Genomic DNA, 13,516 nt, shown 5'->3' with positions numbered 1-13,516 from the left:
CCACCATCCCGCGCAACAAAAGTGCGCACTTCAAAACGCTGGAACGAAAAATTTTTCACGCGTGCCACTGGCGCGGTTCAGGTGCCATGCGTTCGCTGCACTTTTACCCCTCCCCCTACCCGCTGAGCGCATGGCAGGAGATGCCTGAAAATACACACTGATACACATTCCTTGCATTGTCTTTTGTGTATCGTTATGTGTATGATCATACACATGGACAGCAGAGAGATAATCAAGAAGATCAAGGCAGACGGCTGGTATCTTGTCGCCACGAAAGGCAGTCATCAGCAGTTCAAGCACCCGACAAAACCAGGTCGGGTAACGGTGCCTCACCCTAAGCGGGATCTTCCACTCGGCACTCTGCGGAGCGTAGAGAAACAATCAGGGGTCAAACTGAAATGAGCGACTATATCGCCATCATCCACAAAGAGCCCGAAAGTGATTTCGGGGTCAGCTTTCCAGATTTTCCCGGCTGCATCACAGCAGGCTCTTCATTGGAAGAGGCCCGGAAAATGGCTCAGGAAGCCTTGGAATTCCATATCTTTGGCATGACAGAAGATGGTGAGCCCATCCCTGCTCCATCGCCTTTGGATAAGGTCATGCAGGATCCGAACTTTGCTCAAGGTGTTGCCTTCATGGTTCATGTACGGCTGCCATCTAAGGCCGTGCGTGTGAACGTCACGCTGGACGAAAGCCTTGTGTCTGCCATTGCAGCTGTCAGCAAAAACCGCTCCAAGTTTCTGGCTGAAGCCGCCTGGGAAAAACTGAACCGCGAGCAGGCTGTATAAGCCTGCTTACCGCTCAATATTCCTGCTTATATCGCTCTGCCCGCGCCCGTGCGGTCTTGGCGGTATGGCAGGATCCGCAGAGCAACTGGACGTTGTTCTCGTCCAGCGGTGCGCCGCCGTCCTTCAGCTCCTGAATGTGATCCCCAAAGAGCCGCGTGCCGGTGCGGCCGCACTGTTCACAGCAATGCGGCCGCTTGCGCTTGATGGATGCCATCAGGGCACGCCACTCAGGGCTTGTATAAAAGCCGTCAGCGCGTTTGGGTGGCTCTTTGGCTATGCTGGTGTCCAGAACGCCTACAAGCGGCCTCATGCACGTCAGAACGGCTTTCTTGCGGCTGCTCATGCTGTGGCCACGTCCATCTTTGCCAGATCAAATGGCACTAGCTCCCATTTGGCATCTGGCGATGGCCGCCGGTGCAACCGCACGTAGTTCTTGGTTACATCCACGCGCACGCTGTCAGAAATCGCCTGCATGGCACGCTGCCATTCCTCGTCCTCGATCTCCAAGCGCCGGAGTGCAAGGATCTTGTCCACGTTCATGCTGCCCTGCTTGTCCACGTCAAACGCATCCAGCACAACGGCTTTCAGGTTGGCGTTAGCACCTTCAGACCAGCGGTTCAGGCAACCATGGATCAGCGTTTTCGCCGCCTGAATTTCAGGGCCAAACGTCTTAATATTGCCGACCGCCACAGTCACGCGCAGCGTGCCATCATAGCTGGTCAGCGTGATGTTCCCTTTGTCGCTGCCGATCTTGGTGCCGTATTTCTCGGCCACCAACTCCAGATAAGCATTGATGTCAGTGAAACACATCCGCTTGAAATCCATCATGAACTGCCGCACCGGGTCAGCTTCACGATGCAACCGACGTACAAGATCATCTTGCAGCTTGTCAGATGGCCGGACATTCGCTTCTGGCACCAAACGCCCGCGACTGTCCTGCATGAAACCGTCAGGCACGGTTTGCATTGTCATTCTCCATCGTTGTCAGAAATGCCTGCGCCGGTTGGCGTCAGGCCAGAAGGTCAGCGCCCGCCGCGTCTGCGCTGGCGTGGCTGTATCGTGTTGTCGTAGCCAGCGAACTGTGGCCGAGCTGGGCCTGCACCCAATGCACCGGCTGCCCCGCGTCCAACTGGTGTGACGCAAAAGCATGGCGCAGCCAGTGAGCAGAGACATCAGGCGGCAGGCCCGCTCGTTTTGCGGCCCGCTTCACAACGCGATCCACAGCGCGTTCATGAAGCAGGCCGCCATCGTGGCCGGGGATAACGGGCGCATCAGGCCCGACATCAGACCGCACAGCCGCGATCTCTTTCCACAACGATGGTGAAACCTGCACATGGCGGGTTTTGCCACCTTTGCCGAAAACCGTTGCAATGCCGCCCGATTGGCGGCGTGTCATATCGCGCCAGCGTAACGCGCAGGCTTCTGAAATCCGCAGGCCGGTGCCGTAAAGCAGCGCCAGCAACGCATGGCGGCGCGGATCCTTCTCACCTGCCAGCATGGCCAACACCTGCTGGCGCGAAAGGATACGCTCATTCAGATTGTCGCGGCCACGCTCCATGCGGAACGCAGCGCCTGCATCCTGCAGTAGAAAGCCCAGCTTGTGGCCGTAGGTCAGCAGCGATTTCACGGCGCTGATCTTGCGCCGGCGCGTGCTGTCCGCCGCATCGGCCATGCTGTCGTTCCATGCCTGAATGTCAGCCAGGGCAACATCTGCCATGGGCTTGGCAACAAAACGGGCGAACTCCGCAACATTGGTGCGATAGGCCCGCACCGTGTTGCTGCTGCGGTTGTGCAGCCACGTTTTGACCAGCGGAAGATCCGCACGGTGAATGCCATCATCCGGCACTGCTGGCGCGGTCGATCTGGGCTGATCACCGCTAACCATTTGATTTCCCTATATTATCGGGTCATTTCCAACCCTCAAAATCCGTCAGATAACAGAGATTATCTGACGGGTTTGGGGGGTGTTCTGCGGGTTATCTGACACCTTGGCAGGTATGCCCTGTCAGATAATACCGCGTTATCATGACGCTTTTTACCGACATGCCTGAATGATAGCAGCCACGCCTGGGAGTGCTTTTTCGATAGCAAATGCGAGACCAGTGATTAGAGCAACAAGCATAATCACGGTGAAGCGCCATGCTTTAATTTCATTCATCACTTGTACCAAACGCCAGAGATCTTTAAGATCAGGCATGTTCATTCCTGGAAAGGTCAGGGGTGGACAAAAGAAACCCCCGCGCTGCTCGAACAGCCGGGGGTTTCGCTTAATCGGATGGAGCGCCGCCAACCTTGCGGCCGCAATCGCCCCATTTTGGCCCGCGCCATGTTGTTTCCATCACGCCGGGTGGCAACTCTTCCACCGCGCGGGAAGCATGTTCTTTGCGTAGTGCGGCATCAATGCGCTGCATGTCGTGCTCAGCATACACCGCACCCGCTGGCAGTTCGCGCAGCGATTGCAGGTGGCCATATTTTTCGCATGCAAGGGCATTGCAACGGGCAACCGTATTTTTCAGGCTACCAACGGCCCGCAAAATCACATCAGCCCGATGCCGTGGCAGACGATCTGGAACCATGCGCACGCAATGCGCCACATTTCCATCTGCCGAAACGACTAGAACAATCTTCTTCCCGCGCAGCAGAACAGCACCACGGCAGATCTTCTGCCAGTGTTTCATGCGTTCAGCTTTTCAGAAGATACAAAAAAAGCCGTGGCCCAGATGGACACACGACTTCGGAGATTTTGACAAATTAAACGCAAAAGCTGCCGCAGGCAACTATTTATTGAACCAGAGCTTCCCTGGCATATCTGCATAAAGGTCTGCCAGCTGCTCCAGGCAGAAATCAATGGCACCGGCTATACGTTCCCGCCGCTTGCCATGTTTTTCAGAAATCTTCTGAACAGAAAGACCGTTTACCATTAAATCTATCAGGAACTTCTCGCCCAGTGGCCCTATGTGTTCCCGAATGTATAGGCACCGATCAGCTGCACGAATGCGCGAAAGCATGCAGTATTCGTGATCTGGCTTTCCAGACTGTTTTGACGATTCAGGATCCCGCGCACCTAAAATGCCTGTTTCATAATCCCGCGCCCACTGTTCGGCTGCGGCAACTTGCGCATCTGACAACGTGCCAGACTTCTGCAACGCATAAACCGCGCCCGATGAACTCAGGCGCGGCTGATCTGATTTACTAACCGGATCTTCAATATAGACGCTGGTGATATCGCCTTTTTCTAGGCGCTCCGGCGTGGGAGGTAATTCTTGCATGTTGCAGCCCCGCGTTTTTGTGCATATCTTCCTCTGGCATCACGGGGACGGTCATTCTCGTAATCAAACAAGCGGCGTTGCAGAGTGGTGATTTCCAGTTCAGCCTCTGCACGCCGTTTTTGTTCCTGGGCCAACTTGGCCCGCAGATCTTCCATTGCATCAATCGCGTTGGGCTTGCCTTCAGCCCTCAACCGCAGGTTTCGCAGCAACACACGCAGGCTCATGCTGCCACCTGTGCGCTTTGCTGGTGCATGAAGTGCTGCTGATATGCGGCTTTCTCAAACGGCACGGGCGGCAGGCCATTTTCCTGCGCCAGTTCTGGCCAGCGACGCTTTACAGCCCCAAAATCTCGGCAATCGGTAAACGCATCCTCCCAAACCTTGGCGGCCTTGGCCCATGCCTGCTCGAATTTGGCATTTTCCTTGGCTGTCTGCGGTTTTTCGGGGGCTGTATCCTGCGCTTTCGGGCGCAAGTGCTGCACCTCTATGCCGCGCAAAACTGCGGCTTCAAACACCTTTAGCCGCCGAGGCTTCTCACCATTCTTGCGCATGGCCTCGGTATGCTCCCGAATGGCAGAAATAATGGTATCCGGTTCTGCGCCCTGCCCCATCCAGCGCCTTACCAGCGAGACCGCATACGGCGCCTGATCGTTCATGCCGGTTGTGGCAATCACGCGGGCTACTGTCTGGGCCACCTGCTCCTGAGCCAGTGCTGGGTTTTCGATTTCCCCAGAAATAGAACTAGAAGGAATATTAATATCTCTCTCTAATTCTAGATCTATGGGAATCGAATTAATCGAATTTTCCTGTTTCGATTTCCCGTTTCGATTTTCGATTTCGGTCTTTGCGCCTGAAATGGGCATAAGCAGGTGTGGCTGCTGGCGTTTTTGAGCCTGTTCACGCTGCCTGCGTTCAAATGCCTGTTCCCGGCTTTCTCCTTTGCGGGGTCTGCCTGCCATCTGGGCATTCTTTTTATTGGCCATTTGCTGGCGCGTCATACCTTCCGGCACATCACCGCTTTCCTGCTTCTGCTGCCAGTCTGCGTCTGCTGTGGCTGTGCGGGCAGCGCGTTCCTCACGCCGGAGCAGCCGATCATACATGACTGTGCTGAACAGCGCGTTTTCATCATCACGCGCCAGCATGCCACGGGCAATCATCTGCGGCAGGTTGCGTTCCAGCTCATCGGCCTGCAATCCAGCCTGTTTGGCAATTTCCGCATCATTCAAAACCAGTGTGCCAGCACGAAACACGCAAGAACGCATTTCCTTCAGCGCATCCAGCAGCTTGTCCAGCACGCCGCGCATTTCGCACGGTGCTGAACGCAAGGTTTTGGGTGATGGTATTTGGCTGCGGTCAAATTCCGCAATATTGGGGCATATCATGCTGCCGCGCTCCTTGCCGCATACATGTACAGCTTTGCTCTCCTAATACCGACAACGCGCAGCAATGCTTTGGAAAGCTGCCTACGGTCATTCATCATATTGGAAAGGTGTTTGTCGTTTAGGCCGTGCAACCGCGCAAATGCCGAATTGCCGCCAGCCCGCCTTATTGCTGTATTCAGTTTTGAATACACTTCCAGCATGGGCAGGACGTTTCCATCCACATCCACATACCGTTCAACCTCAACCAGGCCCAACGCTGCCAGCAGCTGATCATTCAGCCTGCGGCGTGCATTGGCCATGTTTGACAGTGTTTTGTCATTCAGGCCCATCATGCGGGCAAAAGCCGAATTGCCACCGGCTTTGCGCATGCGTGTATTCAAAAATGAATACACCGCCTCAAGATCAAAAAACACGTCAGCCATCAGGAGCCACTAGCCCCATGCGGAAAGGTCACCTGCAATGGCTTGCCTTCTGCAATGATCTTATGAGCTGTGGACTCAATGTGATGCAGCGATGTGCGGGCACGTTGCGCATATGTGAGAATTTCTTGCGCTTCCTGCACATCCACGTTGCCATCCGCCATGCTCTCGAAGCCCTTTTGCAGAACCTCACTGGTGGCCTTGGCGAATTTGCCCATATCGTGCGGCAGTGGGCCGCTTCCGAACTTGACCGGAACCAGAGCAAAGCCCTCTGCATTGGCCATTTCTGAAAGCAGAATGGGCTGCTCAGCACATCTGTCCAGATCTATGGCAACGTCCAGCGGGATAACGGTTGGCTGATGTCTGCTCGCATATGCTTCTAGCTGGGATTTCTGCACGCGCGTAAAACCGGCTGCGGCCCGGAAATCTCCAACGGCTTCAACCGCATGTTTTGTGGCTGTTTTGATGGATGCCAGAAAGCGGTTAGAAAATGGCGTCATGGCGTAAAAAACGCCTTCAGGCGTGCAAACGTAGGGCAATACAATTTCGGAAAACCGAAAACCCTCACATGGCGCACAAAATCGCGCAGTCTGGGGTAGTAAAAGCAAACCGTAACGGCTTCGCTTTGCCCAAACTTTTGTATGGAAATCTCAGTTACAGCCACGGCTTGCAAAAGCCGTGTGTCAGGCTGCATTCGCAGGCTATACCATGGGGCAGAATGCAACCAGAAACGTAGTTCATTCAGCATGATCAACCTTCCCGGATCTCGTCTTGATCTGGAGCGCAAACGGTAAATTCACGCCGGTTAGGTGTGCCAAGGCACATGCCTACAACATCACCAACTTTGACCGGCATGTTTTCATCATTGGCGCGTTTGCCGTTTACCCAAATGCCACCACCACGCACCAAGCGCCGTGCTTCGCCATTTGTTTTGGCAAAACCATGCTTTGCTACTTCCTGAAACAAGACCGGATAAGAGACTGATTTCAGTGGGCTAAGATCTTCGGGCTGAAGCGGTTTTTCCGGCCCATACACAGTCGCCAAACAACCTCTGGCCTTATCCTGATAATCCACACCCATAACGTGATCACAAGACATTGTGGGCCATGCGTTTTGAGCCAAATCACGCAGCAGATACCGAAATTCCTTATTGGCATCAGCGCCATTCTGGAACTCCTGCATGATGTAAAGCAAACGGGCCAATAGCCATGTTTGTTTGGCATCCAGCTCCAGCACGGTTGCATCTTGTGAAGCATTGTTCACCTGGAGCAATTCGCTACCGCAATCTGCCACGCTGATCATGCAAATTGGATCAACGTCTCTTGAATTACGCTTCTGGTAATCAGTCATGCCGCATCTCCAGCATTTGCATTTTGCAGGCAATCTGTAGTGCGGGCAGCGGCGTTGTCGCCCCTGCCCGCTTCGTCCATCATGTGATTGCAAAAACCATGAGAGGACGAATTCTTATGAAGCCGACTACGGAAGAACTGGAACGCCGCATTTCCGAACTGGAGCGTACGCAGACCAAGATTTTGGAAGCCCTTAAAGGTGCCAACATTCTTATTCCCGGCTTGAACGCTCCAGTCGAAGAAGGAAGCATTTACGACAGAACTGACATCTGGAAGGACTGAAGATCCAGTTTCCACAAAAGCAATCAAGCGCGATGCCCCACGTTCTAACTCTGCCCATGATTTAGGCATGGGGTGCGGGCTGAGCAGAATTGTCTGCAAGGCCCATTTACGCAGGGCTTGCTCATTGCTCAGGCCTGTGCCCCGGACACCATCCGCGTGACGGCTTCCGGCCTCTGCGGCATGGTTGGTTTCATGGAAATCAGTCATGCCGCAACTCCAGCATTCGTATTTTTCTGAAAAACAGGGATGCGGGCAGTAGCATTGTCGCCACTGCCCGCTACGTCCATCATGCGTTTCCCCAAACCATGAAAGGACGATTCTATGCCTGCAACAAAAGGCGTGCCTAAACCACCAACCATTTGTATCGACCAGCTGTTTATTTCTGCTGGCACAAGGCAGAAAGGATTTTCCATCAATGTGAATTTCCGCCTTCTACAAAATGAAGCTGGGCCAGAACTTCAGATGTCGGCAACTTTTGTGGAGCCACATCTACCATCAACCGAAGCAGGGGAAATTGCGGATCATGTCCGTCAGCTGCTCGCTGCAAAATTTGCAGCAGCCTGATAAATAGCCATGCCTGCCTACGGCTAATGGCAACTGGACGTGCTTGGTCTTTGTTCACAACATATGTGCCAGACATATCTGTAATGATACGCAGGCCAAGCATTTCCAGATCAGTCGGGGACGCAGCAGGACGCCCCTTCACATCCTCACCGGACACCATCCGCGTGACGGTGTCCGGTGTGTGCGGAATTGTTGCCTCATGGGAATCAGTCATGCCGCAACTCCAGTGCTTTCATGCTTAGAGAAGATATCTGGACGGATTTCTTCACGAGGAACTCCTGTTGCTTGCTCAATCGCAAGCACTCGTTCAGCAGGAACCCTTCCATTCTTCCTCCAAAGGATGATGGAGGAATGATGGAGGTCTAACTTGCGAGCTAGATTGCAGACGCCACCTACCTCAGAAATTGCTCTTTCTAAGCCATTCATAAGCTGCAATGTGGGATATTCCCACATTCTATGTCAAGAAAAATGTGGGCTCAGTTCACCCGTCATAAAGCATGTTTCGTCTATTTAATTATACCAGAATCGTGAAAGACGGAAAAATGCCGTGTCAAGTATAGGAGAACGTTTGCGGAACTTACGCAAGCAGCGCAATATGACCCAAGTCGAGGCAGCGGTCGCCATAGGGACATCTCGGTCAAATCTGACCAAGATTGAAACTGGCGAATACCTGCCAGGTAGGGAGGTATTGATGGCTGCTGCAGAGTTTTACGGTGTTTCACTAGACTGGTTAACGTCTGGTGACAAACCTAATAGCAAACGTTCTGCTGTGGCTGAAAATGAGCAAGAGGCTTTGCTACTTTATGCTTACAGGGCTCTACCGAGAGATGAAGCTGAACCATTATTAGCAATGCTGCTAAATCGAGTTAAGCCTCCTGCTCACTAATAAGGTTGTGTTGGGGGTTGAGATAGTTGATGAATATAATCTAAACATGTTGACATATTTTTCATCGCTTCCTTCATATATTTTCCTGTTACAAACCAAACACCTTCATTTCCCTTAATAAAATGAAGAATAAAGTTTTTTGAAAAAGTTGATCTAATAAGAAATTTTATTTTCTGCTCTTCATTTGGAATAATAATAATGGCATCCCCTTTGCCATACCCCATGAAGTTAATCAGTCCATGTTTTTCAAATACAATATCTATCGGAACCTGAGTTCCATCAGGAATATCCCATCCAGACTTTTCAAGAAAAATAGACATCTTTCTACTAGGATCAGAGATATTTATAGAAAGTAACCCCGCCCGATTAGGAAGGTAGGTTACCATTTGACACTGCCATAATCCATCGGACGTTTGGTTCGAACGAAACTGCCACGGCCCTATAATAGGCGAATATGGCGTTTGCGCTTTAGCCTCTAAGGTTAATGAGTTAAAAAATATGGCAGACACTAAGATCAATATTTTTTTCATCTCCACTAAATAAGGAAAAAAATAAACACGCGTGTGATTTCTTCCCACATTTTTTCTTGACATTAAATGTGAGTATATCCCACATTCCCTCCATCACAACTCGTGGTGGAGAAAAACCGTGTCAAATACACGATACAAAATTGAAGAAGCCGATGGCGGCTTTGTGCTGATAGAAGAACGCACAGGGCCATTCCCCACAGAAATCCGCGTGCCTTATTCCATCGCGCAGGAAGCAGAAAGCGGAACAGACGCCGCATCCCGTAATGGTGATGTGCTCAGGGATCAGCGCAAAGTGGAAGCGCTTAAGTTAGCGCGGTATGCCGCATCATTTTTTATCGAAAAAGATCCAGATGCCCAACGCCTACTCGATATCCGTGAGTATGTGGAAAAACTGGTAACAGCTTCCATTGCGGAATTGCGCAAGAATGCGGCCGTGCCCAGCCAACAAACAGAATAATAGGCACGGCCTATAGTTTAGGTGTTAGTCAGTAGATACTATTTTGGCTGTGGGTAATCGGATTTCAGGCGCTTCAAAAGGTTATAAAACTCACTGGAAACCTTAGAGTGCTCGTATTCAGTGTTAGGATTACATCTGGAAGCAGAGCGAGCACTTAAATGAGAAGCTGTTAGTGTTGCAGCAGCCTGAATAAGAGCCGCCTCAATAGTTGTATCTATTTGGTCTGACATAGCGTTTTTCCTTTCTTGGGTCTGTTGGTGCGCCAAGAATGGAAAAAGTTGGGGGAGTCTGGCAACAGACTTCCCCTTCAAAGAGAAGCAAGATGGTTCATCAGCCTAATCGGACAGAACGGTATGTGTTCTCTCATGTTGAGGGCAAAGCCATTCTGCGCATCATCCGGCGCGTAGTAGATCACTTCCAACTCAAGGAAACACCAAGGCGCAACAAGGTGTATGACCTCACCAACAAGCTGTTGCGTGTGTGCCATTCCCGCGTCTGCAACCTTGATCTGGAAGGCATGGCCAACGCACAGGATTTCCAGCTTGTTCTGGATGATCTGGGCACGCTCAAACGCAACCTCAACACAAAAACTGCGCATATGGATTACGGCACGCGGCTGCACTTTGCGCTTAACGTGGTGTACCGCCGTAGGGAGCAGGCAGCATGAATGCCATCCCCTGCCCTACACAGCGCAAAGCGGCCCTCAAGAAAATTGAAGAATACCGCACCGCTGCTGATGATCTGTTTGTTATGGCGGATCAGATGGAACGCTTCCGCCGCGCCAATCAGGCCAGCGGCTTGCCAGAACGAGCGGCAGCTTGGCAGCGCATTGCAAACGTAACCCGCACAGAAGCCGAAAACTTTGTTTCTCTGGCTGATAAACTTGCAGGACAATCCAAATGAACAATCACGCCTTTCAGGCTGCCCGCACGCAGCTGGAGCAGCTCATCCACCGCAATGTGGACAGCAAAGAAAAGCTGGCCATGCTTTCCCTGGTCAAAGACATGGCCGCCGCAATGGAAGCTGAGCAGGACATTGCAGATGCTGCCCTGCGCATCGGCTACGCCAAGCGCCGCATGTTCCCGCTGCCCTCCATCTTCCGCCAGCGTGAAGTGAGGGCTGCGTAATGACCGACAAACGGCAAATGGCCCTCGAATGCTTGCAGATAACTTACGACAATATTCGCACGCAGATCATGGAAGCAGGTGAAAATGCAGATTTCACATTTGTTGCTGGGTTAGGGGTTATCAATGTGGAAGGAAACGATTTCATGTGTTTCCAAAATCATTTTGGGAACCCTAACTATATTCTTGGGGCAGCATCCATTGTGTTTGGTGATGCCACTGTTCGGCATGTTCCCAAAAATGCAAAGCCTGAAAAGATAGCGGATATTATCAATAATGGCATTCAGGTTGGGCGCGGAGATAGCATAGATATCGTAATGGATGGCATGCCATGTTCAACAGCCAAGCACTAGACCGCCAACATGCGCAACCCTGCACCCTCTCAGCGCCTCACCATGTTGTGGATTGTGCTGTCAGTTATCGGAATATGCGGAAATACGTTCCTACTTCTGCACAGCACATCCCTCCTTCTGCACAGATAGATCTGGAGCAGCTTCTAGGCACCTACGCACCACCACCACAGGTAGAAGCGCCAAAGCGTATCCGTAATGATAAACGCTTGGGTTTTCGCATCCGCCAGCGCCGTCATGAACTGCACATGAGCTTGGAACAGCTAGGCCACGCCATAGGCTGCACATACCAGCAGATGCAGAAGTATGAAACCGGCAAGAACGCCATAAAGGCAACGCTCCTGCCCACATTCGCCACCGCACTGGACGTGCCGCTGACATGGTTTTTTGAAGGATTGGAAGCATGACAGATCCTAGAATTGAAGCTGCTGTTCATGCTATATGGCAACATACAACGCAGTTCAAAGGCGGCATGTCTTTTGCCGAGTATCAGGAAAAAGAGCCATATGCTGCTGGAGAATTGCGCAAGGCCTTTACGGCTGCAATCCTGGCCGCTGATGCTGTTCCTGATGTAAATTTGGATGTGGTGGCAACACTTCGTCAAATTGGCAAAAGATATATGCCTGAAGTTTTTTGCTATCGCCCAGATCTCATCAACGTTGATGAAGATCTGCGTGTGGTGCGCCAATCAGATGCTCAGGCAAAGTTTGCAGTGTGTCATGCAAGAATTGTGGAACTAGAAGAAGCCCTCAAGAATGTCATTTGCTTAGCTGAAATTGGAGAAGACACAGATCCCGGCGCATACCTTGAAGATATTAAGGAAAAAGCAGAAGCCGCATTAAAAAGGAAGGCAACATGAGCTTTCCAGATAACCACGATGGCAACCAGAAGGTAGGCAAGGATCCAACGGCCGGAATTTCTGCGGGTCACCTGCGCAGCATTATCGAACGTGTCGAAAATCTGGAAGAGCAACGCGCTGCACTTAGTGGAGACGTAAAGGACATTTTCACAGAAGCCAAAAGCGCGGGCTTTGATGTGAAAATCATCCGGCAGCTTATCAAGGTCAGGAAGATGGATCCCGCACAGGTGGAAGAACAGGAAACCATGCTGGATATCTACCGCCGCGCATTGGGCATGTAAAACATGACTGAAGACCAAAGAAACAAACTGATTGAACGCATCAAGCGGCTTTTAGCACTCAGCAAAAGCCCAAATGAGCATGAAGCAGCTGCGGCAATGTCCAAAGCGCAAAAGCTGATGCGCGAACTGTCCATAACGGAAGAGGATCTGGAGCTAACGGATTTCGCAACAGAATACACAGACATGATCCTGGTGAAATCCGGCCACAGGATGCCAGCATATGTCTGTTACATGGCATCCCTTGTGGAATCGGCTTTTGGGGTGAAATGCCTTTTCAGTGATGGGCAGTGCAACAAAGAAATCATCTTTGTGGGGACAAAGTCCAAAACGAAGATCTGCGTTTACACGTGGACAGTGCTTGCCCGCATCCTGAAAACAAAGATGGCTGAATATAAGTTCAGCATTACCCACCTCAAATGCAGCCCAGGCAAAAAGGTGGCACTTGCAGAAGAATACTGCGAGGGCTGGGTGCGTGGCGTACGGCAGAACATCGTGCCCGATACCGTTAGCCAGAAGGAAAGTGAGCTAACAAAAAAGCTCGTCAAAATGAAATTCAATCCCAAGGAAGCAGATCTGCGCGGATCTGGCGCATTCGGAGCTGAAGCAAATGATGCTTACAGCCAAGGCGTTCTGGCTGGGAAAAACATACGCCTGCACCAGGGCATGCAGGCCGACAAACGCGGCGCCCTATCTGAAACACGCTACCTGGGGAGAGCATGATGGATGTAATGCCACGCGGCATGCCTATTTCTGTGGCTGCCCATTATGTGGGGCTAAAAGAAACAGCGTTCCGCAACACAGTCGCCAAAGAGGTAAAGCCTGTCTATTTGACGCCGCGCAGGCCTGTGTGGCTGCGTGACCAACTAGACAGATGGATAGATACACGCGCAGGCATTGCTTCAGGCCCAGCACAAGACGATGATTTGATGAATGCGATCACCAACAATTAGACTGAAATACGTCCAGAGCTACAAAGA

Annotated in this window: 31 protein-coding genes; 13 read left to right on the top strand and 18 right to left on the bottom strand. The window is 51.7% G+C overall.

The genetic code is table 11. From position 1 onward, the window contains the following. Positions 1 to 30 precede the first annotated feature (30 nt). On the bottom strand, positions 31 to 300 hold the full coding sequence (locus CSR02_RS16745) for a hypothetical protein (protein WP_208616790.1): 270 nt from the start codon (positions 298 to 300) through the stop codon (positions 31 to 33). Between CSR02_RS16745 and CSR02_RS02725 the strand changes: the two genes are divergently transcribed. Then, on the top strand, positions 214 to 402 hold the full coding sequence (locus CSR02_RS02725; RefSeq protein ID WP_035365565.1) for a type II toxin-antitoxin system HicA family toxin: 189 nt from the start codon (positions 214 to 216) through the stop codon (positions 400 to 402). The genes CSR02_RS16745 and CSR02_RS02725 overlap by 87 nt on opposite strands. Then, positions 399 to 788, top strand: a complete 390-nt coding sequence (locus CSR02_RS02720) for a type II toxin-antitoxin system HicB family antitoxin (RefSeq protein WP_042787624.1) — start codon at positions 399 to 401, stop codon at positions 786 to 788. Before CSR02_RS02725 ends, CSR02_RS02720 begins: the two co-directional genes overlap by 4 nt. Positions 789 to 801: 13 nt before the next feature. On the opposite strand, the gene CSR02_RS02715 is transcribed toward CSR02_RS02720, so the two are convergent. From CSR02_RS02715 to CSR02_RS17230, 16 genes are all read right to left on the bottom strand, one after another. Then, positions 802 to 1,131: an HNH endonuclease signature motif containing protein gene (locus tag CSR02_RS02715; RefSeq protein ID WP_099540475.1), complete on the bottom strand. Its 330-nt coding sequence runs from the start codon at positions 1,129 to 1,131 to the stop codon at positions 802 to 804. Further along, on the bottom strand, positions 1,128 to 1,760 hold the full coding sequence (locus CSR02_RS02710) for a DUF3164 family protein (protein WP_099540474.1): 633 nt from the start codon (positions 1,758 to 1,760) through the stop codon (positions 1,128 to 1,130). The genes CSR02_RS02715 and CSR02_RS02710 overlap by 4 nt, the downstream gene beginning before the upstream one ends. A gap of 37 nt (positions 1,761 to 1,797) precedes the next feature. Further along, positions 1,798 to 2,673: a tyrosine-type recombinase/integrase gene (locus tag CSR02_RS02705; protein WP_099540473.1), complete on the bottom strand. Its 876-nt coding sequence runs from the start codon at positions 2,671 to 2,673 to the stop codon at positions 1,798 to 1,800. 150 nt (positions 2,674 to 2,823) lie between these two features. Further along, positions 2,824 to 2,985 (bottom strand): hypothetical protein, encoded by a 162-nt coding sequence (locus CSR02_RS16470; RefSeq protein ID WP_167384078.1) that lies wholly within the window; start codon positions 2,983 to 2,985, stop codon positions 2,824 to 2,826. A 70-nt stretch (positions 2,986 to 3,055) separates the two neighbouring features. After that, positions 3,056 to 3,466 carry a hypothetical protein gene (locus CSR02_RS02700; RefSeq protein WP_099540472.1) on the bottom strand — a complete coding sequence of 137 codons (411 nt, stop codon included), beginning with the start codon at positions 3,464 to 3,466 and terminating at the stop codon, positions 3,056 to 3,058. A gap of 99 nt (positions 3,467 to 3,565) precedes the next feature. Beyond that, positions 3,566 to 4,057 carry a hypothetical protein gene (locus CSR02_RS02695; protein WP_099540471.1) on the bottom strand — a complete coding sequence of 164 codons (492 nt, stop codon included), beginning with the start codon at positions 4,055 to 4,057 and terminating at the stop codon, positions 3,566 to 3,568. Next, positions 4,024 to 4,281 (bottom strand): hypothetical protein, encoded by a 258-nt coding sequence (locus CSR02_RS02690; RefSeq protein WP_099540470.1) that lies wholly within the window; start codon positions 4,279 to 4,281, stop codon positions 4,024 to 4,026. The genes CSR02_RS02695 and CSR02_RS02690 overlap by 34 nt, the downstream gene beginning before the upstream one ends. Next, entirely contained in the window at positions 4,278 to 5,438 is a 1,161-nt protein-coding gene (locus tag CSR02_RS02685; RefSeq protein WP_099540469.1) for a hypothetical protein, read from the bottom strand. Before CSR02_RS02685 ends, CSR02_RS02690 begins: the two co-directional genes overlap by 4 nt. Then, a complete protein-coding gene (locus CSR02_RS02680; RefSeq protein ID WP_099540468.1) occupies positions 5,435 to 5,860 on the bottom strand; it encodes a hypothetical protein in 426 nt (141 codons plus the stop codon). The genes CSR02_RS02685 and CSR02_RS02680 overlap by 4 nt, the downstream gene beginning before the upstream one ends. Continuing rightward, positions 5,860 to 6,357 (bottom strand): hypothetical protein, encoded by a 498-nt coding sequence (locus CSR02_RS02675; protein ID WP_099540467.1) that lies wholly within the window; start codon positions 6,355 to 6,357, stop codon positions 5,860 to 5,862. Before CSR02_RS02675 ends, CSR02_RS02680 begins: the two co-directional genes overlap by 1 nt. Next, on the bottom strand, positions 6,354 to 6,605 hold the full coding sequence (locus CSR02_RS02670; protein ID WP_099540466.1) for a hypothetical protein: 252 nt from the start codon (positions 6,603 to 6,605) through the stop codon (positions 6,354 to 6,356). The genes CSR02_RS02675 and CSR02_RS02670 overlap by 4 nt, the downstream gene beginning before the upstream one ends. Before the next feature lie 2 nt (positions 6,606 to 6,607). Further along, complete coding sequence (locus CSR02_RS02665) at positions 6,608 to 7,207, bottom strand: RNA-binding S4 domain-containing protein (protein WP_099540465.1); 600 nt, start codon at positions 7,205 to 7,207, stop codon at positions 6,608 to 6,610. Beyond that, positions 7,204 to 7,695: a hypothetical protein gene (locus tag CSR02_RS02660; protein WP_099540464.1), complete on the bottom strand. Its 492-nt coding sequence runs from the start codon at positions 7,693 to 7,695 to the stop codon at positions 7,204 to 7,206. Before CSR02_RS02660 ends, CSR02_RS02665 begins: the two co-directional genes overlap by 4 nt. Further along, on the bottom strand, positions 7,692 to 7,901 hold the full coding sequence (locus tag CSR02_RS02655) for a hypothetical protein (protein WP_099540463.1): 210 nt from the start codon (positions 7,899 to 7,901) through the stop codon (positions 7,692 to 7,694). The genes CSR02_RS02660 and CSR02_RS02655 overlap by 4 nt, the downstream gene beginning before the upstream one ends. Further along, entirely contained in the window at positions 7,901 to 8,266 is a 366-nt protein-coding gene (locus CSR02_RS02650) for a hypothetical protein (protein ID WP_099540462.1), read from the bottom strand. Before CSR02_RS02650 ends, CSR02_RS02655 begins: the two co-directional genes overlap by 1 nt. Beyond that, on the bottom strand, positions 8,263 to 8,478 hold the full coding sequence (locus CSR02_RS17230; RefSeq protein ID WP_099540508.1) for a transcriptional regulator: 216 nt from the start codon (positions 8,476 to 8,478) through the stop codon (positions 8,263 to 8,265). Before CSR02_RS17230 ends, CSR02_RS02650 begins: the two co-directional genes overlap by 4 nt. Before the next feature lie 121 nt (positions 8,479 to 8,599). On the opposite strand from CSR02_RS17230, the gene CSR02_RS17145 reads away from it, so the two are divergent. After that, on the top strand, positions 8,600 to 8,938 hold the full coding sequence (locus tag CSR02_RS17145) for a helix-turn-helix domain-containing protein (protein ID WP_264820386.1): 339 nt from the start codon (positions 8,600 to 8,602) through the stop codon (positions 8,936 to 8,938). Here the strand turns inward: CSR02_RS17145 and CSR02_RS16230 are convergent. Then, positions 8,935 to 9,531, bottom strand: coding sequence for a hypothetical protein (locus CSR02_RS16230; protein ID WP_143225522.1), 597 nt, complete (start codon positions 9,529 to 9,531; stop codon positions 8,935 to 8,937). The genes CSR02_RS17145 and CSR02_RS16230 overlap by 4 nt on opposite strands. Positions 9,532 to 9,586: 55 nt before the next feature. Here CSR02_RS16230 and CSR02_RS02630 point away from each other — a divergent pair, with 55 nt between their 5' ends. The 10 genes from CSR02_RS02630 to CSR02_RS02580 all read left to right on the top strand — a co-directional run bounded on the left by CSR02_RS02630 (position 9,587) and on the right by CSR02_RS02580 (position 13,489). After that, positions 9,587 to 9,925 (top strand): hypothetical protein, encoded by a 339-nt coding sequence (locus tag CSR02_RS02630; RefSeq protein WP_244176725.1) that lies wholly within the window; start codon positions 9,587 to 9,589, stop codon positions 9,923 to 9,925. Positions 9,926 to 10,247: 322 nt separating this feature from the next. Continuing rightward, a complete protein-coding gene (locus CSR02_RS02620) occupies positions 10,248 to 10,592 on the top strand; it encodes a DUF6874 family protein (RefSeq protein WP_099540507.1) in 345 nt (114 codons plus the stop codon). Further along, positions 10,589 to 10,828: a hypothetical protein gene (locus tag CSR02_RS02615; RefSeq protein WP_099540457.1), complete on the top strand. Its 240-nt coding sequence runs from the start codon at positions 10,589 to 10,591 to the stop codon at positions 10,826 to 10,828. Before CSR02_RS02620 ends, CSR02_RS02615 begins: the two co-directional genes overlap by 4 nt. After that, positions 10,825 to 11,052 carry a hypothetical protein gene (locus CSR02_RS02610; protein WP_099540456.1) on the top strand — a complete coding sequence of 76 codons (228 nt, stop codon included), beginning with the start codon at positions 10,825 to 10,827 and terminating at the stop codon, positions 11,050 to 11,052. Before CSR02_RS02615 ends, CSR02_RS02610 begins: the two co-directional genes overlap by 4 nt. Then, entirely contained in the window at positions 11,052 to 11,402 is a 351-nt protein-coding gene (locus CSR02_RS02605) for a hypothetical protein (RefSeq protein WP_099540455.1), read from the top strand. Before CSR02_RS02610 ends, CSR02_RS02605 begins: the two co-directional genes overlap by 1 nt. Continuing rightward, on the top strand, positions 11,381 to 11,806 hold the full coding sequence (locus tag CSR02_RS02600) for a helix-turn-helix domain-containing protein (RefSeq protein WP_099540454.1): 426 nt from the start codon (positions 11,381 to 11,383) through the stop codon (positions 11,804 to 11,806). Before CSR02_RS02605 ends, CSR02_RS02600 begins: the two co-directional genes overlap by 22 nt. Beyond that, complete coding sequence (locus CSR02_RS02595; protein WP_099540453.1) at positions 11,803 to 12,258, top strand: hypothetical protein; 456 nt, start codon at positions 11,803 to 11,805, stop codon at positions 12,256 to 12,258. Before CSR02_RS02600 ends, CSR02_RS02595 begins: the two co-directional genes overlap by 4 nt. Further along, positions 12,255 to 12,539 (top strand): DUF2312 domain-containing protein, encoded by a 285-nt coding sequence (locus tag CSR02_RS02590; protein WP_099540452.1) that lies wholly within the window; start codon positions 12,255 to 12,257, stop codon positions 12,537 to 12,539. The genes CSR02_RS02595 and CSR02_RS02590 overlap by 4 nt, the downstream gene beginning before the upstream one ends. 3 nt (positions 12,540 to 12,542) lie before the next feature. Then, positions 12,543 to 13,259: a DUF2786 domain-containing protein gene (locus CSR02_RS02585; protein WP_099540451.1), complete on the top strand. Its 717-nt coding sequence runs from the start codon at positions 12,543 to 12,545 to the stop codon at positions 13,257 to 13,259. Then, the gene (locus CSR02_RS02580) at positions 13,256 to 13,489 is read left to right on the top strand and encodes a helix-turn-helix transcriptional regulator (RefSeq protein WP_099540450.1); all 234 of its coding nucleotides are present in this window, start codon (positions 13,256 to 13,258) and stop codon (positions 13,487 to 13,489) included. The genes CSR02_RS02585 and CSR02_RS02580 overlap by 4 nt, the downstream gene beginning before the upstream one ends. The last annotated feature ends 27 nt before the right edge of the window (positions 13,490 to 13,516 follow it).

This window comes from Acetobacter pomorum, assembly GCF_002738225.1.
GTDB lineage: Bacteria > Pseudomonadota > Alphaproteobacteria > Acetobacterales > Acetobacteraceae > Acetobacter > Acetobacter pomorum.
Note: the sequence above shows the minus strand (reverse complement) of the source record. Positions and strands in the feature narration are given on the sequence as shown.